Raw genomic sequence first — 23,741 nt, forward strand, 5'->3', positions numbered from 1 at the left:
CCGCGCCGCGCCACGAATCCGGTCAGCCATGAACAGCGACACGCCCGACAGCCTGATCCCCTACGACGAAATCGTGCAGGAAGCCCTGCGCGCCGTGGTCGGCCGGGTGCTCGGTTCGATCGTCAGCGGCGGCGGCACGCTGCCGGGCGCGCACCACTTCTACATCACCTTCAAGACCGGCGCGCCGGGGGTCAGCATCCCGCCGCACCTGCGCGAACGCTTCCCCGACGAGATGACGATCGTGCTCCAGAACAAGTTCTGGGATCTCGAGGTGCTGCCGCAGAGCTTCTCGGTCAGCCTCACCTTCAACCAGGTGCCGGCCAAGCTCACGATCCCCTTCGCCGCGATCACCGCCTTCGTCGATCCCGCGGTCGATTTCGGCCTCCAGTTCCAGGCCGCGGTCGAGGAGCTCGAGCCGGAAGCGCACGAGGATGCCGAGAACGACGGACCCGACACCGACCCGGACGGCTCGAACGTCGTCAGCATCGATTTCGGGCGCAAGAAATAGGCCGCCATGGCGGGGGGCAAGCGGGCGAAGGCGGGCAGGCGCGGCAAGGCCGAAGCTCCCGTAGCGGGCTCCGGCGACAGTCCCGCTCCCGGCCCCGGCGGCGTGCCGCTGCCAAGCCCCGTTGCGGGCACCAACCTCATCATCGCCGACATCGTCCTGCGCGCCGCGGGCGGGCTGCTGCGTGACCGGCTGGAAAAGGGCCTGCTGGTCAGGAGCTACGATACCGCCAAGGCCGAGAAGCTGGTCGACGGGCGCAGCGTGGCGACCAGCCTCGCGCTCTACGGGGCGAGCCGCCTCGCCCGCCGCTCGCCGCTCGGGCTGGCGGTGGTGGCGGGCGGACTTGCGGCCAAGGTCTTCTACGACCGCGGCAAGCGGCTCGAGGCCAAGCGCCGCGCGAAGACACGGCCGGGCAGCGAATCCTGACCACCCCTTGATTTCGCCCGTCCGGTTGGTGCAACGGGGCCTATGGGCGACTCCTCACATGATCCTGCCGACACGCTCCAGCGACGGGGCCTGATGTTCATCCTGTCCTCGCCCTCGGGCGCGGGCAAGACCACGCTGTCGCGGATGCTGCTGAAGGAGGATCCCGAGATCAAGCTGTCGGTCTCGGCCACCACCCGTCCGCCGCGCCCGGGCGAGGTCGACGGGGTGCATTACCACTTCGTCACCGACGAGACCTTCGACAGGATGGTCGAGGAGGACGATTTCTACGAATGGGCGCACGTCTTCGGACACCGCTACGGCACGCCCAAGGGGATCATCCGCGCCGCGCTGAAGGAAGGCCAGGACTTCCTGTTCGACATCGACTGGCAGGGCACCCAGCAGCTCTACCAGAAGGACCAGCAGGACGTGGTCCGGGTGTTCATCCTGCCCCCCTCGATCGACGAGCTCCACCGCCGCCTCAAGGGCCGCGCGACCGACAGCGCCGAGGTCATCGCCGCCCGCATGGAACGCGCGCGGGCCGAGATCAGCCACTGGGACGGCTACGACTACGTCATCATCAACGACCACATCCACCTGTGCTTCGACAAGGTCCGCGCGATCCTCGAGGCCGAGCGGATGAAGCGCCAGCGGCAGACCGGGCTCATCCCGTTCGTGCGCGGGCTGATGGCCTGACGCCGCCTCCCAACCTGGGTCAGGCACCCAGGTTCGGGCGACCCTCGCGTCAGCGGGTAAGCCCTTGCGGCTCACGCGCTATAACGGACAGGGGGATCATCATATGGCCGGCTGGCAGACCCGCATCGCAGCGAATGCTATCAAGGCCTGCGTTCCCTTCCAGACGCAGCTGCGCAAGCTCAAGCACACGATCAGCCCGCCGGTGCCCGGCCAGCATCACGATCTGGTGCTCGACGGGATCATCGAACAGCTCGCCATGATCCGCAGGGCCGGCGGCAGGATCGCCGGGGCGCGCGTGCTGGAGATCGGCAGCGGCTGGATCCCGGTCGCGCCGCTGATCTACCGCCTCGCCGGCGCGCGCGAGGTGATCCTCTCGGACCAGCACCACCTGCTCCACCCGCGGTCGGTCGAGGCGGCGGTCGCCTTCCTGAGGGCGCGGCAGGACCGGCTGGTGGAGGAGGCCGGGATCGAGCCTTGGCGCTTCGACACGGTCCTTGACGTGCCGCTCGAGGGCGGGCTCGATACGATGCTGGATGCGCTCGGCCTTGCCTATGTCGTCCCGCTCGACCGCACGACGCTGAAGGGCGGGATCGATATCGCCTACAGCCACACCGTGCTCGAACACATCCCGCCCGCCGCGCTGGCTGAGATCTTCGCGCTGGTCCGCGCGCGGCTGGGCAAGGGCGGGCTGTTCTGCAACGGCATCGACAACAGCGATCACCGCCGCGGCTACGATGCCGACCTCTCGCTCGTCGATTTCCTGCGCTATTCCGAACTCGGCTGGAAGATGCTGTGCATCAACCCGCAGGACTACACCAACCGGCTGCGCCATTCCGACTACGTCGCGCTGCTGGCCGATGCAGGGTTCCGCGTCGCCGACACGCAGGTCCATGTGGCACAGGGCGCGTTGCAATCGCTGGAGAAGGAAAGCCTCCCCGAGCGGTTCCGCGGCAAGAGCGCCGAGGACCTGTGCACCACCTGGAGCCTGATGCTGGCGCGCGCCTGACGCGCGCGCCGCCCGGATCAGTGCTTGCCGCCGGGATCGGCGAAGTGGCTCGGCAGGTGGGCGTTCACCACCCCGCCGTCGACCGTCAGCGTCTCGCCGACCACATAATCTCCCGCGCGGCTGCACAGGTAGATCGCGGCCGCCGCCATGTCCTCGGCCGTGCCGATGCGCTTGGCGGGGATGCCGCTCGCCGAAGCGTCGGGCGCGTCCTTGGCGGCCTTGTTCATCTCCGACGGGAAGGCGCCCGGCGCGATCGAAGTGACGACGATGTTGTCCTGGATCAGCCGCGCGGCCATGCGGCGGGTGAGCTGGATCACGCCGGCCTTCGAGGCCTGGTAGGCATAGGTCTCCCACGGGTTGATCCGCTGCCCATCGATCGAGGAGACGTGGATCACCTTGGCGGGGCGCCCCTGCTTTCCGCCTTCGACCAGCAGGTCGTGGAGCTTCTGGGTCAGGAAGAACGGGGTCTTGACGTTGAGGTCCATCGTCCGGTGCCAGCCGGCTTCGGAGAATTCGAGATAGGGCTGGCCCCAGGCCGCGCCCGCGTTGTTGATGAGGATGTCGAGGTGCGTTTCGCGCGCCTTCAGCTCGTTCGCCAGCGCCACCATGCCGTCCATCTGGCTGAGGTCGGCGGGGATGCCGATGACCTTGTCGGCGCCGAATTCGTCGATGGTCGCCTGCATCTGCTCGATCTTGCGCGCCGAGATATAGACCCGTGCGCAGCCCGCCGCGAGCAGGCCCTCGACGAACATCTTGCCGATCCCGCGCGACCCGCCGGTGACGAGGGCAATGCGGCCTTCGAGGCTGAAAAGCGATTGAATGTCCATGTCTTAATACCCACTCAATTCGGCCACGCGGTTGGCGTGGAAATGGGCATCGCCCAGGAATTCGGCCAAGGCGCGGTCGCGCTTCATGTAGAGGCCGATGTCGTATTCGTCGGTCATGCCGATGCCGCCGTGCATCTGCACGCCCTCCTGCACCGCGAGGCGGGCGGCCTTGGCGACTTTGGCCTTGGCGACGCTCGCCATGAGGTCGGCATGGGCCGAACCGCCGTCGAGCAACTGCTGCGCCTTGATGGTCGCGGCGCGGGCGATCTCGACCTCCGAATAGAGGTGGCTTGCGCGGTGCTGGAGCGCTTGGAACTCGCCGATGAGCTTGCCGAACTGCTTGCGCTGCTTGAGGTAATCGACCGTCATGTCCATCGCGCCGCGCGCGACGCCCACGCCCTCCGCAGCCGCGCCGACGCGGCCGGCGAGGAGCATGGCATCGAGCACCGCGCGCCCGCCGTCGATCTCGCCGATCACCGCATCGCCGTCCAGTTCGACCCCGTCGAGGCGCATATGAGTGGCCATCGAACTGTCAACGAGCCGCACATGATCGTGCAACAACCCGGCAACGTCCTTCGGCACGGCGAACAGCGTGATGCCGTCCGCATCTTCGTCACCGCCCGAGGTGCGCGCCGCGACCACGACCATGTCGGCGCTGCCGCCGTGGATGACGAAGGTCTTGGCACCGTTGAGGCGGAAACCGTTGCCCGACTTCTCGGCGCGCGTGGTGATACGCGAGGGACGGTGCTTGGCGGTCTCGTCGATGGCGACGGCAAACACGCTGTCTCCCGCGATCAGGCCGGGCAAGTAGCGGCCCTTGAGATCGTCTGAGCCATGCTTCAACGCTGTCGCGGCCAGCACCGACGACGTGAGGAAGGGCGAGGGCGTAAGGTTGCGGCCGATTTCCTCGAGCACGATTCCCGCCTCGACATGGCCCATGCCGAGGCCGCCGTCGGCTTCCTCCACCAGCATCCCGGTGAAGCCCATCTCGGCCATCTGCTTCCACAAGCCGTGGCCGAAGCCGTCCTTGCAGTTGCGGTCGCGCCAGTGGCGCAGCTGCTTGGCGATGTTGCCTTCCTCGGCCATGAAACCGCGTGCGGTGTCGGCGAGCATCGCCTGATCTTCGTTGTGATACAGGGGCATTCTTTTCCCTCTCCAGATTCCTCCCTCCCGCCTGCGGGAGGGGTAGCGAGACTTGCCAGCTTGCTGGCTAGTCGCAGCGGGGTGGGCCTGCGAGCGGCCGCGCGTTCCCACCCCCGACCCCTCCCGCAAGCGGGAGGGGAGATTGATGGATCAAGCCCCCGGCAGGTCGAGGATGCGCTTGGCGATGACGTTGAGCATCACCTCGCTGGTGCCGCCTTCGATCGAGTTGGCCTTGGTGCGCAGCCAGCTTTTCGACGGCTTGCCGCCTTCGGTCGCCTCGCTTTCCCACTCGAGGCTGCGCGAGCCGCCGACCGCCATCATCAGCTCGTGGCGGCGCTTGTTCAGCTCGGTCCCGGCATACTTCATCATGTTGGGCTGGGCGGGGTGCGCCTTGCCGACCTTGATCTCGTCGAGGAACTTCTCGCCCATCGCGGCATAGGCCAGCGCATCGACATCGAAGTTGGCGAGTTCGGCGCGCAGCACGGGGTCGAGATCATCGCCGAGCTTGGCCGCATGGCGCTTCATCATCGCCCCGATCGCCGCCGCCCGCTCGCCGCCGTCCGCGCCGGAGATCATCTCGCGCTCGTGGCCGAGCAGATACTTGGCGACGTCCCAGCCGCGGTTGATCGTGCCCACGTAGGCCGGCACGTCATCGCCATAGGACTTGGGCACCTTCACGTTGTCGAAGAAGGTTTCGCAGAAGGGCGAGGAGCCGCTGATCAGCTTGATCGGCTTCGTGGTGACGCCTTCGGATGCCATGTCGAACAGCATGAAGGTGATGCCGCCATACTTGTTCTCCTTGTCGGTGCGGACAAGGCAGAAGATCCAGTCGGCGTGGTCGGCATAGGAGGTCCAGATCTTCTGGCCGTTGACGACCCAGTGATCGCCCTTGTCCTCGCCGTAGGTCTGCAAGCTGACGAGGTCGCTGCCCGAGCCCGGCTCAGAATAGCCCTGGCACCAGCGGATTTCGCCGCGGGCGATCTCGTTGAGGAACCGCTGCTTCTGCCCCTCGGTGCCGAAGTGCAGCAGCGCCGGGCCGAGCATCCAGATGCCGAAGGAGCTGAGCGGCGGGCGGGCATTGATGCGGCCCATTTCCTCGCGCAGCACCTTGGCCTCGGGCGCCGAAAGCCCCGCGCCGCCATATTCCTTGGGCCACATCGGCACGGTGTAGCCCTTGGCGATGCACGCCTCGAGCCATGCCTTCTGGGCGTCGTTCTTGAAGGTGGCGTTGCGGCCGCCCCAGAAGATATCCTCCTCGCCGCGCACCGGCTCGCGCATTTCGGGCGGGCAGTTCGCCTCCAGCCAGGCGCGGGTTTCGGTGCGGAATTGTTCAAGATCGGCCATGACCGACTCTCCTCTCTCGTCTCTCGCTTGACGCTTACGTTAGGAGCAATTTGCACGCCCCTGCAAGCGTCCTTCGCGAGGCCCCGGCGTCGGGCGCGATGCCGTAGCGTCAGGCGCGCGCGGATTGACGGACCGGCCAATCGGTCTAGGTTCGAAACCGAAAAAGGGAGAGAGAGATTGACCGGATTCGGTCTGGCGGCGTGCTCGCGGAGCAGCGCCTCGTGACGGCGGCGCATGGCCCATTGCCGCTGCGTCTCCGGCTGGTGCACGGCGCGGGCGCCATCGCCTTCGGGGTCAAGGACAACGGCTTTTCGTTCTTCCTGCTGATCTACTACAATCAGGTGCTGGGGATGGACGCGGGGCTGGTCAGCCTCGCGCTGCTGATCGCGCTGCTGGTCGACGCGCTGGTCGATCCGCTGATCGGCAACCTTTCCGACCGCACCTACACCGCATGGGGCCGGCGCCTGCCGTGGCTCTACGCCGCCCCCGTCCCGCTCGCGCTGGCCTGGGCCCTGATGTGGAGCCCGCCTGCGGGCGCGGAGCCGAGTTTCCTCGGTCTCGTCGGCATCGCGATCGTGGTGCGCCTGCTGCTTTCGGCCTGCGAGGTGCCCTCGATCAGCCTCGTGCCCGAGATCACCCGCGACTACGACGAGCGCACCACGCTGTTCCGCTACCGCGCGCTGGCCGCATGGATCGGCGGGCTCGGCATGATGGTGCTGGCCTATACCGTGTTCATGCCGGGGGCCGAGGGCATGCTCGACCGTGACGGCTATTTCGCCTTCGGGGTCTTCGGCGCGTGCGTGATGGCGGTCTCGGTGATCGGCTCGGCGGCAGGGCAGCACCGGCTGCTGGCGCGCCTGCCCGACCACAAGCCGCCGCCCTTCTCGCTGAAGGTCGCCTTCTCCGAGATCGTCGAGGCTTTCTCCGAACGCGGCTTCCTGATCCTCGCGGCGGGCGCGGTCGCCGCCTATGTGAACCAGGGCCTGCTGTTCTCTATCTCGAACTACCTCAACCTGTTCGTCTGGCGGCTGACGCGCGAGCAGCTGGTGCTCTACCCCTTCGTGCTGTTCGCCTCGGTGGTGCTGATGTTCATGGTCATCGGCCCGCTGCACCGCCGCTTCGGCAAGGCGCACACCGCTGCCATAACGGCGGTGGCGGGGGCGGCGGTCGGCTTCGTGCCCTACGCGCTGTTCCTGGCCGGCGCATGGCCGGAGGTGGGCAGCTACGCCTCGACCATCGGCTTTTTCACCTGCCTCATGTTCGGCAACACGCTCGGGGTAGTCTCGATGGTGTCGGCGACCTCGATGATCGCCGAGATCGTCGAGGCCTTCGAGGAACGCACGCACCGCCGCGCCGAGGCGGCGTTCTATTCGGGCAACTGGCTGATCCAGAAATGCGCCACCGGCCTCGGCATTTTCCTTACCGGGCAGATCATCGCCTTCTCGCAGCTTCCCGGCAACGCCTCTCCGGCCGAGGTGACTGGGGACGTGCTCACCCGTCTCGTGCTCGGATTTGCCGCTGCGGGCGTGGTTCTGTCGCTGGTCGCGGCCTTCTGGCTCGCGCGCTTCCCGATCAGCCGGACCGAGCACGAGGCGCGGCTCGAAAGGCTGGCGCACCGCCGCACCGGGGCCTCCGCCAGCCCGCTCGACGAGGCCGCCCGCGCCGATCCGGAGGGCCATTCGATCGGCGCGTGACGCGCATAAAAGAGAGCTTGGCGGCTCGCGAAGCCTCTGCCACGGTGAAACCAGATTCGATTGCATTTAAGGACGAGAGAGGAACCTCCGCATGGATTTCGAACCCACCGAACGCCAGGTCTACTGGCGCAACCGCGTGCGCGACTTCATCGAGACGCATGTGCGGCCGAACATGGACACCTACAAGCAGCAGGACCTTGAAGGCGACCGCTGGAAGGTGATCCAGATCATCGAGGACAAGAAGAAGCTAGCCAAGGAAGCGGGCATCTGGAACCTCTTCATGCCGCCCCGCAACGACAGCCACCACCATGTCGACGACACCTTCGAATTCGACGGGCCGGGCCTCACCAACCTCGAATATGCGCTGTGCGCCGAGGAGATGGGCCGCATCGGCTGGGCCTCGGAAGTCTTCAACTGCTCCGCGCCCGACACCGGCAACATGGAGGTGTTCCACCGCTACGGCACCCGCGAGCAGAAGGAAGAATGGCTCCGCCCGCTGATGAACGGCGAGATCCGTTCGGCCTTCCTGATGACCGAGCCCTACACTGCTTCCTCGGACGCGACGAACATCGAGACCCGCATCGAGCGCGACGGCGACCACTACGTGATCAACGGGCGCAAGTGGTGGTCGTCGGGCCTCGGCGATCCGCGCTGCAAGGTCGCGATCGTCATGGGCAAGACCGACTTCAACGCCCAGCGCCACGCCCAGCAGTCGATGGTGCTGATGCCGATCGACACCCCCGGCGTGAACATCATCCGCCACCTGCCGGTGTTCGGTTATGACGATGCCCCGCACGGCCACATGGAAGTCGAGATGAAGGACGTGCGCGTCCCGGTCACCAACATGCTGCTGGGCGAAGGGCGCGGCTTCGAGATCGCGCAGGGGCGCCTCGGGCCGGGCCGCATTCACCACTGCATGCGCACCATCGGCGCGGCGGAAGAGGCGCTGGAGAAAATGTGCCGCCGCCTCCAGGAGCGCGAGGCCTTCGGCAAGCCGGTCTACAAGCACTCGGTGTGGGAAGAGCGCGTCGCGCGCGCCCGCATCGACATCGAGATGACCCGCCTCCTGTGCCTCAAGGCCGCCGACATGATGGACAAGGTCGGCAACAAGGCGGCCAAGCAGGAAATCGCGATGATCAAGGTGCAGGCGCCGAACATGGCGCTGCGCATCATCGACGACGCGATCCAGGCGCATGGCGGCGGCGGCGTGTCGGAGGACTACGGCCTCGCCAAGAGCTACGCCAACCAGCGCACCCTGCGCCTTGCCGACGGGCCGGACGAGGTCCACGCCCGCTCGATCGCGCACATGGAGTTCGCCAAGCACGCACCCCGCCCCGGCCCCACCGCCAACGCCCTGCGCGGCGACCACGGGCGGGCCGCTGAGCCGCAGAGCTTCAGCTCGGGCGACATGGGCGTGGCGCGGTAAGCACCTCGAAAAAACTGCCGTTCGTGCTGAGCTTGTCGAAGCACCGTTTTTCTTTTTGAACCTGAGCAGCGAAGGAAGAACGGCCCTTCGACAGGCTCAGGGCGAACGGAGTTTGCTTGTGGCAAAAGCCGCCATTCTCGAAGCACCCGGCCAGGGCCTTCGCATCGCCGAAGTGACCTATGCCGAACCCGGCCCGCACGAGGTCCTGATCGACACCAAGGCCTGCGGCCTGTGCCATTCGGACCTGCACTTCATCGACGGGCACTACCCCCACGCCCTGCCCTGCATTCCGGGGCACGAGGCGGCGGGCGTGGTGCGTGCGGTCGGCTCCGAGGTGCGCACGGTCAAGCCCGGCGACCACGTCGTCTCCTGCCTCTCGGCCTTCTGCGGGCATTGCGAGTTCTGCGTCACCGGCCGCATGGCGCTGTGCCTCGGCGGCGACACCCGGCGGCAGAAGGGCGATGCCTCGCGCATCGCCTTTGCCGACGGGTCGCCGGTCAACCAGATGCTCAACCTCTCGGCCCTGTCCGAGCAGATGCTGATCCACGAGCACGCCTGCGTCGCTATCGACAAGGACATGCCCTTCGACCGCGCAGCCCTGCTCGGCTGCGCGGTGACGACCGGCGCGGGGACGATCTTCAACGCCTGCAAGGTCACGCCCGGAGAGACGGTGCTGGTGGTCGGCTGCGGTGGGGTGGGCCTCGCGGTGGTGAACGCCGCCAAGATCGCCGGCGCGGGCAAGATCATCGCCGCCGATCCGCTCCCCGAAAAGCGCGAGCTCGCCAAGGTGCTGGGCGCGACCCACACGGTCGATGCGCTGGCCGATGATGCGGCCAAGCAGATCATCGCCATCTCGAACGGCGGGGTGGACTGGGGGATCGAGGCGGTCGGGCGGCAAGCCTCGGCCGACCTCGCCGTGGCCTCGCTCCGGCGCGGCGGGACGGCGGTGATCCTCGGCATGATGCCGCTGGACTGCAAGGTCGGACTGTCCGCTTTCGACCTCCTCGGCGGCAAGAAGCTGATGGGCGCGCTGATGGGGATGAACCACTTCCCCGTCGATCTGCCGCGCCTTGTCGACTTCTACCTGCGCGGTCTCCTCGATCTCGACACGATCATCGCCGAGCGCATCCCGCTCGAGGCGGTGAACGAAGGCTTCAACACGATGCGCGCCGGCCATTCCGCGCGCACGGTGGTGGTGTTCGACTGATGACAGACGCTCCCCAGATCGATTTCGACAAGGAAATGGTCGGCACGGTCGAAGTGACCGAGAAGGACGCGCTCGACCTTGCTTCGCTGACCCGCTGGTTCGAGGCCAATGTCGAGGGCTTCGAAGGCCCGATCAGCTACACCAAGTTCAAGGGCGGCCAGTCGAACCCGACCTACCGGATCGACACCCCGGGCGCCTCCTACGTGCTGCGCCGCCAGCCCTTCGGCAAGCTGCTGCCCAGCGCCCACGCGGTCGACCGCGAATATGCGGCGATGACCGGGCTCTACCCCACCGGCTTCCCCGTCCCGCGCACCTATGGACTGTGCGAGGATGTGGAGGTGATCGGATCGAAGTTCTTCGTGATGAGCATGGCCGACGGGCGGAGCCTCTGGAACGGCGCGCTCCCCGGCATGGAGACGGAGGAACGCCGCGCGATATACCACGCGCTGATCGACACGATGGCCGATCTCCACCTCAACAAGCCCGACCAGATCGGCATGGGCGATTACGGCAAGCCCACCGATTACTGCGCCCGCCAGATCACCCGCTGGACCAAGCAGTACAAGCTCTCCGAAACCGAGCACATGCCCGAGATGGAGCGGCTGATCGAATGGCTGCCGCAGACCATCCCGCCGCAGAACGCATCGAGCGTGGTGCACGGCGACTACCGGCTCGACAACGTGATCTTCCACAAGACCGAACCCCGCATCATCGCGGTGCTCGACTGGGAGCTCTCGACGCTGGGCGATCCGATCGCGGACTTCAGCTACCTCATGCTCAACTGGCACAACCCCGCCGATGGCCGCGCGGGGCTGCTGGGGCTGGATCTCGAGGCGCTCGGCATCCCCTCCCAGGAGGAGGCGGTCGAACGCTACGTTGCGCGCACCGGCTATCCGGTGCCGCCGATGGACTGGTATTTCGCCTACAACCTGTTCCGCCTCGCCGGGATCATGCAGGGCATCAAGAAGCGGGTGATCGACGGCACCGCCTCCAGCGCCCACGCCAAGGCGATGAGCGACCGGGTCCGCCCGCTGGCGGAACGGGCCTACCAGTTCGCATTGGCGGCTGGGATGCCCGCGTAAGCCGCTTGCCGAGTTTCGGCCTCAAGGCTAAGCGGCCCGCAATGCATTCCCACTTCCGTTCGCCCTGAGCTTGTCGAAGGGCTGCACTTCCCTTCCTGCACCGGTGAAGAAGAAGGACAGTCCTTCGACAAGCTCAGGACGAACGGGGTCGGTGATGTTTCTTGGAGACCGCCCATGCATGACGACCTGATCGCCGCCATCGAAGCCGCGTGGGAGAACCGCGCCGAGATCACCCCGGGGCACGAGGTGCGCCATGCGGTCGCCGATGCGCTGGCCCTGCTCGATTGCGGCGAGGCGCGCGTCGCCCAGCCCGACGGCAACGGCGGCTGGCAGGTCAACCAGTGGCTCAAGAAGGCGGTGCTCCTGAGCTTCCGGCTCAACGACAACCGCGTGATGGAAGGCGGCGCGGCCGGGGCACCGGCCTATGACAAGGTGCCGCTGAAGTTCGCCGGCTGGGGCGAGAACCGCTTCAAGGACGCGGGCTTCCGCGTGGTTCCGGGCGCGGTGGTGCGGCGCGGGGCGCATATCTCCAAGGGCGTGGTGCTGATGCCGAGCTTCGTCAACATCGGCGCCTATGTCGGCGAGAACACCATGATCGACACCTGGGCGACGGTCGGCTCCTGCGCGCAGATCGGTGCCAACGTCCACATCTCGGGCGGAGCGGGGATCGGCGGCGTGCTCGAACCGCTCCAGGCCGAACCCGTGATCATCGGCGACAACGCCTTCATCGGCGCGCGCGCTGAGGTGGCCGAGGGCGTGCGCGTGGGCGAGGGCGCGGTGCTCTCGATGGGCGTCTATCTCGGCGCCTCGACCAAGATCGTCGACCGCGCCACGGGCGAAGTCCACATGGGCGAAGTGCCGCCCTATGCCGTGGTCGTGCCCGGCTCGATGCCCGGCAAGCCCCTGCCCGACGGCACCATGGGGCCGAGCCTCTACTGCGCGGTGATCGTCAAGACGGTCGACGCCCAGACCCGCTCCAAGACCGGCATCAACGAGCTGCTGCGCGACTGAGGCGCCAGCCGGATCGCTCCGGCGCGTTTGCACCCCGCCTTGTCCCTCGCCGGTGAACTCCGGTGCGCGCGCGCGCGTAGTGCCCTGCCCTTACCCGAGCAGGAGACGCCCATGCCCCGACCAGACCGCCGCGCAACCCGCATCGACGAGACCGATGCCAAGGGCGGCAGCAACGAGGGCGTCGTGCGCTGGGTGCTGCTGATCAGCCTCACCCTCGCGATCGCCGCGCTGACCGTCATCTGGGTGACGGGCGCGCTGACCGAGGGCCCGGTGGAAAGCGAAGGCACCAGCACCGGCCGCATCGAGGCCGCGCGCGAACAGGCGCAGGGCGAGGAAGACCTCGCCGAGCAGGCCGATCTCATCGCCCCCGGGACCACCGAGCCCGCCCAAAGCCCCGCCGCCACTCCGACCGGCACGGGACCGGGCACCGACTGACGGGGAACCATTCCGCTCCTCCTGCTTTGATTGACGTTACGGAACATGTTTCCGTAACGTAAGCCAATAACAGGGGAGAGCGAGAATGGCCGATCCGAGGGAATCGATCCGCATCAACGACGAAGCCGCACGCGGCGCGGTGAGCAACACCGGGCTGCGCTACGTGCTGGCCTTCAGCCTCGGCCTCGCGGTGGTTGCGATGAGCCTCGTGTGGATCATCCCGGCGCTCGCCCGCGCGGCGCACTGATCACGGCGTCACGGCGGGCGCGCCGATCAGCGTCTCGATCGGCGGCTCGTCTGCCGCGCGCGCGGCATGGGCCTCGGCAGCGCGCATGACGCGAAGGATGTTGCGGCTCGCGATCATCTCCAGCTCGGCCTGCGAATAGCCGCGCCGCGCGAGTTCGGTGAACAGCGCAGGGTAGCCGCGCACGTCCTCCATGCCGACGGGGCCGGTCGGCATCCCGTCGTAATCGCCGCCGATGCCGATATGCTCGACGCCCGCCACCTTGCGGATGTGGTCGATGTGGTCGGCAACATCCTTGATGCTTGCCTTGGGCTCGGGATTGGCGGCGACCCACGCCTCCACCGCCTTGGCCGCCGCCGCAGGATTGCCGAGATGCTCGACCCGCGCCGCCGCGATCACGCCCGCGCGCCGGGCATCCCACAGGCGCACCTTCTCGTTGATGAAGCGCGGCAGGGCGACCACCATCACCACGCCCCCGTTTTCCGGCAGGCGCTTCAGCACAGAATCGGGCACGTTGCGCGGATGGCCCGTCACCCCACGGGCGCCCGAATGGCTGAAGATCACCGGCACCCGCGCCACGTCGAGCGCGTCCATCATCGTTGCCTCGCTGACATGGCTGAGATCGACCAGCATCCCCAGCCGGTTCATCTCGCGCACCACGTCCTTGCCGAAATCGGTCAGCCCGTCGTGCTTCGGCGCATCGGTCGCCGAATCCGCCCAGGGAATGTTGAAGTTGTGGGTCAGCGTCATGTAGCGCGCGCCCATCGCGTGGAACTGGCGCAGCACGCCGAGGTTCGAGCCGATCGAATAGCCGCCCTCCATCCCCAGCAGCGAGGCGATCCTGCCCTCGCGCATCGCGCGCTCCACCTCGTCGGCGGTCAGCGCGTAGCGCAGGGCATCGGGATAGCGCGCGATCAGGCGCTTGGTGACGTCGATCTGCTCGATGGTCTCCTGCACCGCCTTGGCCTCGTCGGCATTGTGGGGAACGTAGACCGACCAGAACTGCGCCCCCACCTTGCCTTCGCGCAGGCGGTTGAGATCGGTGTGCATGGGGCTGCCCGCCGCGCCCTCGGCGTGTTCGTGCTCGTCGAGCGTGTCGGTGAAGTCGAAATCGTTGATCTGGTTGTTCTCGCGCGAGCGCAGCTGGCCCGGGGCGTCGTTGTGCCCGTCGAACACCGGCGCCGCCTCGAGCGCGGCGCGCGCGGTTGCGGCGGCCTGTTCCTCGCTCACCGGCTGGGCTGCGGCAGGCCCCGCAAGCAGCAGCGCGGCGGCAAGGGCAGCCAGCGAGGGCATGGGACGGACAATCGCGGAGAGTTGCATGGGGGAGGCTCCCGAAGCTAGAGCGCGCGAGGATGCGGGCAAGGAACGACGATGGATAGCGCGGCACGGCTGATCGAACAATTGGGCCTCGCCGCCCATCCCGAGGGCGGATGGTATCGCGAGACCTGGCGGGGCGAGGCCGGGCCGGACGGACGCGCAGCGGGCACCGCCATCGTCTTCCTGCTGCGCGCCGGAGAGGCCTCGCACTGGCACAGGGTCGATGCCGCAGAGCTGTGGATCTGGCAGGCGGGCGATCCGGTCGAGCTGCGGCTTGCCGCGGGCGACGAGGGTCCGGCGCGGTCGGTGATCCTCGGCAGCGATGTCGCTGCGGGGCAGCAGTTGCAGGGGCTCGTCGCGCCGCACGAATGGCAGGCCGCCCGGCCCCACGGCGAGGCGCGGCACGGCTTCAGCCTCGTCTCCTGCGTGGTGGTGCCGGGGTTCGACTTCGCCGGCTTCACCCTCGCCGCGCCGGGGTGGGAACCGGGCGCGTGACGAGGGCGGTGCTGCGCTGGGTGCTCGCGACCTTCTACCTGCTGGCCGGCATCGTCCACCTCGCGCGGCCCGCGCCGTTCCTCACGATCATGCCCGACTGGGTGCCTGCCCCGGAGGCGGTGGTGCTGTGGACCGGGATGGCCGAGATCGCGGGCGCGATCGGGCTGGTGCAGCCCTTCTCGAAGAAGCTGCGGCAGGCGGCGGGGTGGGGCCTTGCGCTCTACGCCCTGTGCGTGTGGCCCGCCAACATCAACCACTTCGCGCTCGACATGGCGAAGCCGGATGGCGGGCTCGGCCTTGCCTACCACGTGCCGCGGATGATCGCCCAGCCGGCGATCATCTGGCTCGCCCTCTGGGTAGGCGAGTGCCTGCCGCTGCGCCGCAAGACCGCATGACGCCCGAGCAGGCGATCCTAGCCCTCCTCGCCGAACGCGCCGCGGGCGCGACGATCTGCCCGAGCGAGGCCGCCCGAAGGCTCGCAGGCCCCGGGGGCGACTGGCGGGCGGAGATGGATGCGGTCCATGCCGCCGCCGATGCGCTCGTGGAGGCAGGCACCGTCACCCTGTCGTGGAAGGGCGCCGCCATGCAAAAGCGGCGCGGACCCTACCGGATCGCGCGCCGCTGATGTGCGAAGGCTGAAGGCCGCCGTCCGGCGACCGCCAGACTTACTTGAGGTGCTTCGAGACCGCAGCGGTCATCTTGAACATCGAGATCTGGTCCTTGCCGATCACCGCGCCGAGCTTGGCATCGGGATTGATCTGGCGCTTGTCGGTCTTGTCCTGCAGGCCGTTGGCCTTGATGTATTCCCACACCTTCGAGGTCACTTCGGCGCGGGTCATCGGACCCTTGCCGATCACGGCCTCGAGATCACCCGAAAGGGTGACCGGCTTCTGCAGTGCGTTGGTCGTTCCAGCCATCTTCTACTCCCTTATGTCAGTGGCAGGTTGATCAGAAATCATCGTCTTCGAAGGCCCCATCCTCGTCCTCGCCGCCGCCGGTGACCGTGGCGTGGAGGACCGCGCAGGCCGTCACCGACCCTTGCAGCGATGCGAGCAGTTCCGCTCTCCCCGCGCCGGGCATCAGCACCAGCGGCAGTTCGGTCGCGAACAGTTGGAACAGGTAGTGGCGCGTCTCGCCCTCGGGCGGGGCGGGCAGCAGCCATTCGGAATTGCCGGCGGCGTTCTTGCCGGTGCGCGGCGGGGTCTCGCCCTCGAGCAGCTTGCCGCGCTGCGCGGCGAGGCCCCAGACGAGCCAGTGGCAGGCGGGATCTGCACCCGGGGCGGAGGCATCCTCGACCACCAGCACCAGTTCCGCCGAACCCGGCGGCGGCGCGCTCCATTCGAGCGGCGGGGCGACAGCATCCTCCTCGGCCGCGGTGAAGCTCGGATCGAGTTCCTCCCCGCCGCGAAACGCCGGGCTGGTCAGCGCGAAACCGCCGCGCCCGAGCGCCTGCGCCGACCCCAGCTTCGCCACGGCGAGACCGGGATGACGCGCGGACGCGGGCACCGATGGTGCGAGCCAGGCGGGGAAATCAGTCATGATTCTGTCGCTTCATCGCCCTCGTGCTAGTCCCTTCGGATGCGCGATACGAGACTTTGCAACACGGATTTTGGCGGTTTCTGAGGAAAACCCTGCAAATGCAGGCAAAATGGTCACGCTTTTCAGCCAATTCGGCAGCGACCCGCCGCAGGCAGCTTGCTCTCGGCCCGGTCCCGAGGCATCCCTGCCGCACGAGGCCAACCCCTTCCCGGCCTCATTTCCTGCCGGAGTTGCCCGCGTCGTGACCTTCGCCCGCACCGCTCTCAGCCTTGTCCTGGCCCTGCAACTGGCCGCCTGCGGTGGCGGCGATTCCTCCGCGCCGCCGGTCGCCGTCGGAGGCGGGGGAACGCCCGCGCCGACGCCAACGCCCTCGGGCTGCTCGCTGCGCGCCCAGCAGGATTTCGCCGACAGCGTGCTCAACGAATGGTATCTGTTCCCCGACCTGCTCGCGAACGCCAACCCGGCCTCGTTCAACAATCTCGACGACTATCTGGACGCCCGCGTCGCTCCGGCCCGCGCCGCCAACCGCGACCGCTTCTTCACCTTCGCGACCTCGATCGCGCAGGAGAACGCGCTGATCAATTCCGGCTCCTCGGCAGGCTTCGGCATCCGCCTGTCCTACGACAATGCCAATCGCCGCCTGTTCGTGGTCGAGGCCTATGAAGGCGCGAGCGGGCTTGCCGCGGGGCTCGACCGCGGGGCGGAGATCACCGCGATCGGCACCACGGCCGCAAACCTCCAGACCGTCTCCAGCCTGTTCGCCAGCGGCGGCTCGCAGGCGGTCGCCAATGCGCTCGGGCCGTCCGATCCGGGGGTCACCCGCGTGCTGCGCTTTGTCCAGCCGGACGGCGCGATCGTCGAGCGGTCGATCACCAAGACCACCTTCGCGCTCGATCCGGTGTCGGACCGTTACGGCGCGCTGATCCTCAACGATGGCGCGCGGCGGATCGGCTACATCAACCTGCGGACCTTCGTGGTGGCCGATGCCGCTAACCAGCTGCGCGCCGCCTTCGGCCAGTTCGCATCGCAGGGCGTGCGCGAGCTGATCATCGACCTGCGCTACAACGGCGGCGGGCTGGTCGATGTCGCCGACACCTTCGGCGACCTGATGGGCGCGGGCCGCGTCGGGCAGGTGTGGAGCCGCGAGGTGCTGCGCCCCTCCAAGGCCTCGCAGAACACCACCCGGCTGTTCCGCACCGAGGCCAACGCCATCGCCCCGACCCGCGTGGCGGTGATCACGACCGGATCGAGCGCCTCGGCGAGCGAGCTCGTCACCAATTCGCTGATCCCCTATCTCGGCAACAACCTCGCGCTGGTCGGGGCCAATTCCTTCGGCAAGCCGGTCGGCCAGTTCGGCTTCGACCTTGCCGCCTGCGACCTGCGCGTGCGCGCGGTCGCCTTCCAGACGGTCAATGCAAACAACCAGGGCGACTATTTCACCGGCCTTGCGAGCGTGGTGCCCAACACCTGCCGCGCCGGGGACGATCTCGCCCGCCCGCTCGGCGATCCGCGCGAGGCCTCGATCGCGGCGGCGCTCGATTTCCTCGCCGGGCGCGCCTGCACGCCGATCAGCGGAGGATCGGCACCGGATGTGGCGGGCGGCATCGACCAGGGCCAGAACGCGCGCCAGGGCATCGATCTGCCCGACCGCCTGCCGCTCCAGCCGCGCCGGCCCGAGCCCGCCCAGCACGAGCTGCCGGGGCTGTTCTAGAGCCCCTCGGGAACGGTTTCGAAGGCGGGGAGATCGCCGAGGTCGACCCAGTCCTGCTTGCTCTTGGCGTAGCAGTGGAAGGCGGGCTTCAGGATGCTCGTGTCATCGAGCGTCCCTGCCTTGATGAACATCATCCCCGGCGGGCTGTCGACCCGGGTGAAGACCGGCGATCCGCAGGTGCCGCAGAACTGCCGCCGCACCGTCGCGCCGCTGTCGCCGGTGTCGTTGTAGGTGGTGAGTGTGCCCTCGAACGCCACCGCGTCCTCGGGCACGCCGATGATCACCGACAGCGCGCTGCCCGCCTGGCGCTGGCAGTTCTTGCAGTGGCAGGTGACGCAGAGCAGCGGATCGCTTTCGCAGGTGTAGCGCACCTTGCCGCACAGGCAGCCTCCGGTGATGGTCATGGCCTCGTCTCTCCCCCTTCACGCGCCGCTCAGGGCGCCGGATCGCCGGTGAACGGCTGTGCGGTGGTATAGCCGCAGCCCTGCAATGTCGTGCCCTCCAAAGCGATAGTGGCGACGAAGGGGAAGCGCCGGTCGCTCATGCCGTCGCTGCATTCGCCAGGGGTGAGCGTGGCGGTGAAGGGCTTGCCGTCGAGCGTGCCGGAGAAGCCGAGGCCCCCGTTGCCGGCGAAGCGCGTCACGGCAAAGCGGGTGCCGGGCTGGCTCTCGGGCGTGGTCCAGAGCCCCTCGTCCCCCTCGACCTTCAGGCCCCAGAAGGGCTCGGTGCCGAGAAGGGTGACGACCTCATCCGGCCCGACCGCATCGAAGGTCTTGCCTTGCGGGTCTATCCCGTCGGTCGGGGCAGCGGGAGTGCAGGCGGCAGCCGCGATCAGCAGCGCGGCGAGCGGCAGGTGGCGGGGTTGCATGGCGTCTCTCCTGACTTGCAGGAATAGGCCGGAACCAGCCCTGCGCCAAGGCATTGGGCGCGCATGGACTTCACCCCGACCCGTGCGCGCGGCCAGACGCGTCTCGCCGCATTCCTCCCCGCCGCCGGCCGCCGCTATGCCGAGTCCCGCAACGCCGACGACGGCCCGGGCGACGGCTCCGGGCGCGGCAATGTCAGCCAGCTTTCGCCCTGGCTCCACGCCGGACTGCTCGGCGAGACCGAGGTGCTGGAGGCGGTGCTCGGCCAGCACAGCCCGCGCGCGGCCGAGAAGTTCGTCGCCGAGGTGTTCTGGCGGATCTACTTCAAGGGCTACCTCGAACAGCGCCCCGCGATCTGGGAGGATTTCCGCCGCGACCTCGAGGGCGCGCGCGCCGCCCTCGCGCGCAACGCGGGTCTGCGCAAGGCCTACGAGGAAGCGACCGGGGGGCGCACGGGGATCGAGGCCTTCGACGTCTGGGCGAGGGAGCTGGTCGCCACCGGCTACCTCCACAACCATGCGCGGATGTGGTTTGCGAGCATCTGGATCTTCACCCTGAAGCTCGACTGGCGGCTCGGTGCGGATTTCTTCCTGCGGCACCTGATGGATGCCGATGCGGCATCGAACACGCTGTCGTGGCGCTGGGTGGCGGGGCTCCATACGCGGGGCAAGCACTACCTCGCCCGCGCGGACAACATCGCGCGCTATACCGCGGGCAGGCCCGAGGGGCCGCTCGCCGCGCCGCGGCTCGCGGGGGACGAGGCCGAACCGCTCGAAGAGACGCAGGAATATGCGCGCCGGAAGCTCGACCTGCCCCGCCCCGTCACCGCAGCCGATTTCGCCGAGCCCTTTGCGCTGCTGCTCCATGACGAGGCCGCGCATCACTTGCCGCTCGTCCTGCCGGTCGCGCCTGCGCTGGTGATCGGCGCAGCACGGCCCGATGCGCGCTCGCCAGGCTCCGTCGGCGAGCACGCGCGGGCCTTCGCCGAAGGGGCGGTCGCCTCCGGCATGGCCGAGGCGGCAGCGGCGTTCGGCTGCCCGGCGGTGGAATGGCGCTCAGGCGAACCGCTCGCGCCGCTGCTGGCGAAGGCGGGGGTCGGCCGCATCGCGCTCCCCTATCTCCCCGTGGGCTGGACCGGCGACGCGCTGTGGCCCGAACTCGCCCCGCTCGCCGCGCAAGGCCGCATTCTGACGCTGCTCTGCGATCTCGACCGCGCCACCTGGCCGCTAGCCAAGGCGGGGTTCTTCGGGGTCGCCAAGGCGATCGAGGGGCTGCTTGCGGAATGCGGGATCGCGGGCACGGAGGCGGACCCGGCGGGGTGATCTCAACCCGGAATTAACCCTGCCCGCGCTAAGGCGGCGTGCCGTCATCCACGCCCCGGGGGCCCGCCGCGCCATGCTCTATCCCAACCGCCTCCAGGCCTGTCTGCTGTTCGACCGGCCGATCACCGAGCTCGAGGCGATCATGCGCGACTTCACCCGGATCGAGCAGATGCGCTCCGGCACGCAGTTCAACGTCCCCGAGGCCAACCCGGGCCGCTTCTACCGGCTGTTCGGCGGCACCGAGGAGTTGATGGTGACGCTCGAATACCTGAGCCACCCCGCCGCGCCCGAGCTGTTCCGCCCCGCCCTGTCCTCGCCCTTCACCGGCATCGTCACCCCCGACATCCGCGAACGCATCGCCCGCAGCGGCAGCCACATCCTGCTCGAGGTCTCGCACGGGGTGTTCGGCGGGGTCGAGGAGAACCCCGAGATCGCGGCCATGTTCGCGTCCATCGGTCGCCCCCCGTCGGGCGCGACGCAGGCCCAGTTCGAGCGGCGGCTGCAGCTGCTCGCGCTGCTTGCGCGCATCGCCGTCGAGCACGCCATGCCGCTCGCGGTGCACTGGACCCAGTCCGACCTGCTGGTCGCGGGCGAGCTGTTCGACGGTCTGGCCGCATCGAACGAGGCGCCGGGGCCGCTCCATATCCACCCCTTCCTGTTCGGCCCGCGTCCCGGCCCGGGCGAGGAAGCGCGGGTCGGCATCCAGACCTTCGGTGCGCGCCACTGGCTCGGGCGCGAGGTCATCGTGCGGCCCCACGTCCTGCCCTGGGCCGCCAATTACGAGACGATCTTCGCCTTCCTGAAGGTCGCGACCATGCCGAACGGCTATGTCATCCCCGATGGTGACACCTTCGGCCCGGAGGACCGCAGCCTGTCCTACCGCGTGCTGCACCACGATGCCGGCGCGGACATGGGCGACGGCGAGACCGCCCCCGCCGAGGTGCCGGTCTATGAACTGGTGCCGCTCAAGCACCTCGACCACGGCTTCGTCGCGCCCGAGCACGTGCCCGACGTCAACGTCTTCGACGACCGCGCCTTCCCGGCAGCGGTCATGCCGGACGACGAGGAAGCCAAGATGGCGCTCGCCAACGAGTGGAGCGAGAAGCGCAAGCTGGCCGAGGGGATCGGCGGGCGCTTCGAGGTGCGCAAGGCGGGCGAACCGGCAGCGCCGCCCGAACCGCCCCAGCCCCCTGCCCCGCCACCCGAACGCGTGGTCGCGCCGAGCCCGAGCCGCCCCGGACTGCCGAGCCTCAGCGGCCGGGGCCTCAGGGCCAAGGTGTTCGGGCGCAAGGAGGCCTAGCGCCCCGCCGCGCGCCCGTGGCGATCAGATCTGCTTGTCGGGCGAGGGATCGCGGCTGTGCCGTTCGGCCTTGCCGAACCACCGCTCAAGCCGCTCTGCCATCGTATTGGCGGCAATCCGCGCCGCCGCATCGACATCGGCCGCCTTGCCGGTCACCCCGATGGGGCGCGAGCCGCGCGGGCGGGCCTCGATGGTGCAATGCTTGTCGTCGGCACCGTGCTTGCGCCCGTTGACGTCCGAGACGTGAACCTCGAGCCGCGTCAGGCGATCGGAGAAACGCTCCAGCCGCTGGCGCACCTGCGCCTCGATCCGCTGCGCCACTTCCTCTGTTCCCATCACCGAACTATCGGTGTTGAACTGGAACTGCATGGTGCTCATGGGCATCTTCTCCTCTGGCTTGAGTATCCTGTTGCCCGGGAAGAATATGGATGATCTGCCCGCGTCTTTCCAGCGCAATCGGGCGAGCCGTTCAGCGCGACGGGTCCTCCGCCGCGCGGCGCTCGGCGCGGGCGAGTTCGGCCTTCTCGCGTTCCACGATGGTCTTGCGGGCATGCTCGGCCAGGCCGCGCCAGGTCTTCTCCGACCTGAGCTCGCGCTCGCGCACGTTCTCGAGGGTCGCCTTCTCGGCGAGGGCGGCGGCTTCGTCGGCGCGCTCGCGATAGAATTCGTAGGTCTGGGCCATCGGGGGGTGTCCTGCCATGGGAGGGGGTAGGCGGGAGTCGGTCATGGGGGGCAGGCCGCCGAGTCGCGGACCTGCCCCCGGTATTCGGATCAGGCGGCCGAAAGGTTGACGGCGCTTTCCTTGCCGTTGCGTCCGCGTTCCAGATCGTAGTTCAGGCGCTGGTCCTTATCGAGGCTGTGCATCCCTGCGGCCTGCACGGCGGTGATGTGGACGAAGCTGTCCGACGAACCGTCGTCGGGCTGGATGAAGCCGTAGCCCTTGTCGGTGTTGAAGAACTTCACGGTTCCGGTCTTGCTGCTCATGGGTGTTCCTTTCAAGAACAGTTGGTTGCCCCCCGGCAACATGCCGGAGGGTCGTGCGTCAGGCCGTCCGATGAAAGGAAGTCGTCGTCTGGTTAACGCCGGGGCCCTGAGGCAAGCGGCGGAGCGCAAAGTCGGAAGTCCGTCGCAAATTTCGACGTCAGCGGGACCCCTGTAGCACGCTTTGCCCCCACGACCTAATCGCATCGCTCCACGCAGGGCCGCGTTAAGACTTGTCGCACCGCTTTCCTGTATCCTGCGGCGCGATGGAACCGCCTGCCGCCCCCCGCGCCGCGCCCGGCGCAACGCCCGCCCTGCGCCGCCGCCTGTGGCGCACGGGGGCGCTGGTCGTGGGCGCTTCGGTGTTCGCCTCGGCCGCCTTCGCCCACCTCTCCTTCACCCAGTTCGGCACCATCGACTACGCGGGGACGATGACCGCCGCGGTCGCCATCCCGCTCGTCGTCGCCAGCCTCGCCTTCGCCTGGATCGCCGACCTCACCCTGCGCCTCGAGGCCTCGCGCGCCGAGCTCGAACGGCTCGCCCATTCCGACCCGCTCACCGGCCTCGCCAACCGCCGCCACGCGCTCGCCCGCCTCGCCGCATGGACCGGGGCCCCCGCCGCCGAGCCGCTCGCGCTCGCCATCGCCGATCTCGACTTCTTCAAGCGCGTCAACGACCGGCTCGGCCACGACGGCGGGGACGCCAGCCTCGTCCACTTCGCCGCCATGCTGCGCCGCATGATCCCGGCCGACTGGCTGATCGCCCGGATCGGCGGCGAGGAGTTCCTGATCGCCGCCCGCACCGCCGACTTCGCCGCCTTCGCCGCGCGGATCGAGGGCCTGCGCGTCGCGGTCGCCGACACCCCGCTGATCACGCCCGCCGGCCCCCACCGCGTGACCGCCAGCTTCGGCCTCGCCGCGCGCCGCGGGGGCGAGGCGACCGACCGCCTGATCACCCGCGCCGACACCGCCCTCTACGCCGCCAAACAGGCAGGGCGGAACCGGATCGAGAAGGCGGCGTAGCTTGTCTTTCGAGGGCGCCTCCGCGCCCTCGTCCGCGGCGCCGTTCCTCCGCTTCGCTGCGGGCGCCTGCGGGCGGCCGTTCGGCCTTGCGGTCCGTCCGTTGGCGGACCGGGCCATCGCCCAAGCTTTGCGGGCCGATCCTCCC

29 protein-coding genes are annotated in these 23,741 nt (G+C 68.6%); 18 read left to right on the forward strand and 11 right to left on the reverse strand.

What is annotated here, in order from left to right; all coding sequences use genetic code 11:
- Positions 1-28 precede the first annotated feature (28 nt).
- The 4 genes from ACMX37_RS12735 (at position 29) to ACMX37_RS12750 (ending at position 2,630) form a co-directional block, all read left to right on the forward strand.
- Entirely contained in the window at positions 29-508 is a 480-nt protein-coding gene (locus ACMX37_RS12735; RefSeq protein ID WP_088913431.1) for an SspB family protein, read from the forward strand.
- A 6-nt stretch (positions 509-514) separates the two neighbouring features.
- Positions 515-931 carry a hypothetical protein gene (locus ACMX37_RS12740; RefSeq protein WP_483146282.1) on the forward strand — a complete coding sequence of 139 codons (417 nt, stop codon included), beginning with the start codon at positions 515-517 and terminating at the stop codon, positions 929-931.
- Positions 932-973: 42 nt separating this feature from the next.
- Positions 974-1,624, forward strand: coding sequence for a guanylate kinase (gmk, locus tag ACMX37_RS12745; RefSeq protein WP_483146283.1), 651 nt, complete (start codon positions 974-976; stop codon positions 1,622-1,624).
- Positions 1,625-1,727: 103 nt separating this feature from the next.
- Positions 1,728-2,630 carry a hypothetical protein gene (locus tag ACMX37_RS12750; RefSeq protein WP_483146284.1) on the forward strand — a complete coding sequence of 301 codons (903 nt, stop codon included), beginning with the start codon at positions 1,728-1,730 and terminating at the stop codon, positions 2,628-2,630.
- A gap of 17 nt (positions 2,631-2,647) precedes the next feature.
- Here the strand turns inward: ACMX37_RS12750 and ACMX37_RS12755 are convergent, their stop codons facing one another.
- The 3 genes from ACMX37_RS12755 to ACMX37_RS12765 all read right to left on the reverse strand — a co-directional run bounded on the left by ACMX37_RS12755 (position 2,648) and on the right by ACMX37_RS12765 (position 5,944).
- Positions 2,648-3,457 (reverse strand): SDR family oxidoreductase, encoded by an 810-nt coding sequence (locus tag ACMX37_RS12755; protein ID WP_483146285.1) that lies wholly within the window; start codon positions 3,455-3,457, stop codon positions 2,648-2,650.
- A gap of 3 nt (positions 3,458-3,460) precedes the next feature.
- On the reverse strand, positions 3,461-4,600 hold the full coding sequence (locus ACMX37_RS12760) for an acyl-CoA dehydrogenase family protein (protein WP_483146286.1): 1,140 nt from the start codon (positions 4,598-4,600) through the stop codon (positions 3,461-3,463).
- Between the two features lie 150 nt (positions 4,601-4,750).
- Complete coding sequence (locus ACMX37_RS12765; protein ID WP_483146287.1) at positions 4,751-5,944, reverse strand: acyl-CoA dehydrogenase family protein; 1,194 nt, start codon at positions 5,942-5,944, stop codon at positions 4,751-4,753.
- A gap of 200 nt (positions 5,945-6,144) precedes the next feature.
- Here ACMX37_RS12765 and ACMX37_RS12770 point away from each other — a divergent pair, with 200 nt between their 5' ends.
- The 7 genes from ACMX37_RS12770 (at position 6,145) to ACMX37_RS12800 (ending at position 13,046) form a co-directional block, all read left to right on the forward strand.
- Positions 6,145-7,638 (forward strand): MFS transporter, encoded by a 1,494-nt coding sequence (locus ACMX37_RS12770; RefSeq protein WP_483146288.1) that lies wholly within the window; start codon positions 6,145-6,147, stop codon positions 7,636-7,638.
- A gap of 91 nt (positions 7,639-7,729) precedes the next feature.
- Positions 7,730-9,064 carry an acyl-CoA dehydrogenase family protein gene (locus tag ACMX37_RS12775; RefSeq protein ID WP_088913423.1) on the forward strand — a complete coding sequence of 445 codons (1,335 nt, stop codon included), beginning with the start codon at positions 7,730-7,732 and terminating at the stop codon, positions 9,062-9,064.
- 118 nt (positions 9,065-9,182) lie between these two features.
- Complete coding sequence (locus ACMX37_RS12780) at positions 9,183-10,271, forward strand: Zn-dependent alcohol dehydrogenase (RefSeq protein WP_088913422.1); 1,089 nt, start codon at positions 9,183-9,185, stop codon at positions 10,269-10,271.
- A complete protein-coding gene (locus ACMX37_RS12785) occupies positions 10,271-11,353 on the forward strand; it encodes a phosphotransferase family protein (RefSeq protein ID WP_483146289.1) in 1,083 nt (360 codons plus the stop codon). Before ACMX37_RS12780 ends, ACMX37_RS12785 begins: the two co-directional genes overlap by 1 nt.
- A 174-nt stretch (positions 11,354-11,527) precedes the next feature.
- Positions 11,528-12,364 carry a 2,3,4,5-tetrahydropyridine-2,6-dicarboxylate N-succinyltransferase gene (dapD, locus tag ACMX37_RS12790; RefSeq protein ID WP_483146290.1) on the forward strand — a complete coding sequence of 279 codons (837 nt, stop codon included), beginning with the start codon at positions 11,528-11,530 and terminating at the stop codon, positions 12,362-12,364.
- Positions 12,365-12,475: 111 nt separating this feature from the next.
- Positions 12,476-12,799 carry a hypothetical protein gene (locus ACMX37_RS12795; protein ID WP_483146291.1) on the forward strand — a complete coding sequence of 108 codons (324 nt, stop codon included), beginning with the start codon at positions 12,476-12,478 and terminating at the stop codon, positions 12,797-12,799.
- Positions 12,800-12,884: 85 nt separating this feature from the next.
- Positions 12,885-13,046: a hypothetical protein gene (locus ACMX37_RS12800; RefSeq protein WP_483146292.1), complete on the forward strand. Its 162-nt coding sequence runs from the start codon at positions 12,885-12,887 to the stop codon at positions 13,044-13,046.
- On the opposite strand, the gene ACMX37_RS12805 is transcribed toward ACMX37_RS12800, so the two are convergent.
- A complete protein-coding gene (locus tag ACMX37_RS12805; protein ID WP_483146293.1) occupies positions 13,047-14,363 on the reverse strand; it encodes a dipeptidase in 1,317 nt (438 codons plus the stop codon).
- A gap of 51 nt (positions 14,364-14,414) precedes the next feature.
- Between ACMX37_RS12805 and ACMX37_RS12810 the strand changes: the two genes are divergently transcribed.
- The 3 genes from ACMX37_RS12810 to ACMX37_RS12820 are packed head-to-tail and all read left to right on the forward strand — an operon-like array spanning position 14,415 to position 15,480.
- Positions 14,415-14,855, forward strand: a complete 441-nt coding sequence (locus tag ACMX37_RS12810) for a cupin domain-containing protein (protein ID WP_483146294.1) — start codon at positions 14,415-14,417, stop codon at positions 14,853-14,855.
- The gene (locus ACMX37_RS12815) at positions 14,852-15,250 is read left to right on the forward strand and encodes a DoxX family protein (RefSeq protein WP_483146295.1); all 399 of its coding nucleotides are present in this window, start codon (positions 14,852-14,854) and stop codon (positions 15,248-15,250) included. The genes ACMX37_RS12810 and ACMX37_RS12815 overlap by 4 nt, the downstream gene beginning before the upstream one ends.
- Entirely contained in the window at positions 15,247-15,480 is a 234-nt protein-coding gene (locus ACMX37_RS12820; RefSeq protein WP_483146296.1) for a DUF3253 domain-containing protein, read from the forward strand. Before ACMX37_RS12815 ends, ACMX37_RS12820 begins: the two co-directional genes overlap by 4 nt.
- A gap of 40 nt (positions 15,481-15,520) precedes the next feature.
- Here the strand turns inward: ACMX37_RS12820 and ACMX37_RS12825 are convergent, their stop codons facing one another.
- Both ACMX37_RS12825 and ACMX37_RS12830 read right to left on the reverse strand, forming a co-directional pair.
- The gene (locus tag ACMX37_RS12825; protein WP_088913414.1) at positions 15,521-15,772 is read right to left on the reverse strand and encodes an SWIB/MDM2 domain-containing protein; all 252 of its coding nucleotides are present in this window, start codon (positions 15,770-15,772) and stop codon (positions 15,521-15,523) included.
- A gap of 31 nt (positions 15,773-15,803) precedes the next feature.
- Positions 15,804-16,394: a YbhB/YbcL family Raf kinase inhibitor-like protein gene (locus ACMX37_RS12830; protein ID WP_483146297.1), complete on the reverse strand. Its 591-nt coding sequence runs from the start codon at positions 16,392-16,394 to the stop codon at positions 15,804-15,806.
- 241 nt (positions 16,395-16,635) lie between these two features.
- Between ACMX37_RS12830 and ACMX37_RS12835 the strand changes: the two genes are divergently transcribed.
- Positions 16,636-18,105 (forward strand): S41 family peptidase, encoded by a 1,470-nt coding sequence (locus ACMX37_RS12835; protein WP_483146298.1) that lies wholly within the window; start codon positions 16,636-16,638, stop codon positions 18,103-18,105.
- Here the strand turns inward: ACMX37_RS12835 and ACMX37_RS12840 are convergent.
- A complete protein-coding gene (locus tag ACMX37_RS12840; protein WP_483146299.1) occupies positions 18,102-18,509 on the reverse strand; it encodes a GFA family protein in 408 nt (135 codons plus the stop codon). The two genes, ACMX37_RS12835 and ACMX37_RS12840, sit on opposite strands and share 4 nt — an antisense overlap.
- 29 nt (positions 18,510-18,538) lie before the next feature.
- Positions 18,539-18,973: a COG3650 family protein gene (locus ACMX37_RS12845; protein WP_483146300.1), complete on the reverse strand. Its 435-nt coding sequence runs from the start codon at positions 18,971-18,973 to the stop codon at positions 18,539-18,541.
- 63 nt (positions 18,974-19,036) lie between these two features.
- On the opposite strand from ACMX37_RS12845, the gene ACMX37_RS12850 reads away from it, so the two are divergent.
- Together ACMX37_RS12850 and ACMX37_RS12855 are read left to right on the forward strand one after the other, a co-directional pair.
- Positions 19,037-20,293: an FAD-binding domain-containing protein gene (locus ACMX37_RS12850; protein WP_483146301.1), complete on the forward strand. Its 1,257-nt coding sequence runs from the start codon at positions 19,037-19,039 to the stop codon at positions 20,291-20,293.
- 73 nt (positions 20,294-20,366) lie between these two features.
- On the forward strand, positions 20,367-21,593 hold the full coding sequence (locus ACMX37_RS12855) for a hypothetical protein (protein WP_483146302.1): 1,227 nt from the start codon (positions 20,367-20,369) through the stop codon (positions 21,591-21,593).
- Positions 21,594-21,617: 24 nt separating this feature from the next.
- On the opposite strand, the gene ACMX37_RS12860 is transcribed toward ACMX37_RS12855, so the two are convergent.
- From ACMX37_RS12860 to ACMX37_RS12870, 3 genes are all read right to left on the reverse strand, one after another.
- A complete protein-coding gene (locus ACMX37_RS12860) occupies positions 21,618-21,971 on the reverse strand; it encodes an HPF/RaiA family ribosome-associated protein (RefSeq protein ID WP_233996870.1) in 354 nt (117 codons plus the stop codon).
- A 91-nt stretch (positions 21,972-22,062) separates the two neighbouring features.
- A complete protein-coding gene (locus ACMX37_RS12865) occupies positions 22,063-22,293 on the reverse strand; it encodes a hypothetical protein (RefSeq protein ID WP_483146303.1) in 231 nt (76 codons plus the stop codon).
- Between the two features lie 71 nt (positions 22,294-22,364).
- The gene (locus ACMX37_RS12870; protein ID WP_088913406.1) at positions 22,365-22,577 is read right to left on the reverse strand and encodes a cold-shock protein; all 213 of its coding nucleotides are present in this window, start codon (positions 22,575-22,577) and stop codon (positions 22,365-22,367) included.
- A gap of 263 nt (positions 22,578-22,840) precedes the next feature.
- Between ACMX37_RS12870 and ACMX37_RS12875 the strand changes: the two genes are divergently transcribed.
- Positions 22,841-23,596 carry a GGDEF domain-containing protein gene (locus tag ACMX37_RS12875; protein ID WP_483146304.1) on the forward strand — a complete coding sequence of 252 codons (756 nt, stop codon included), beginning with the start codon at positions 22,841-22,843 and terminating at the stop codon, positions 23,594-23,596.
- Positions 23,597-23,741: the final 145 nt, after the last annotated feature.

Source organism: Porphyrobacter sp. THAI-01a (assembly GCF_056868655.1).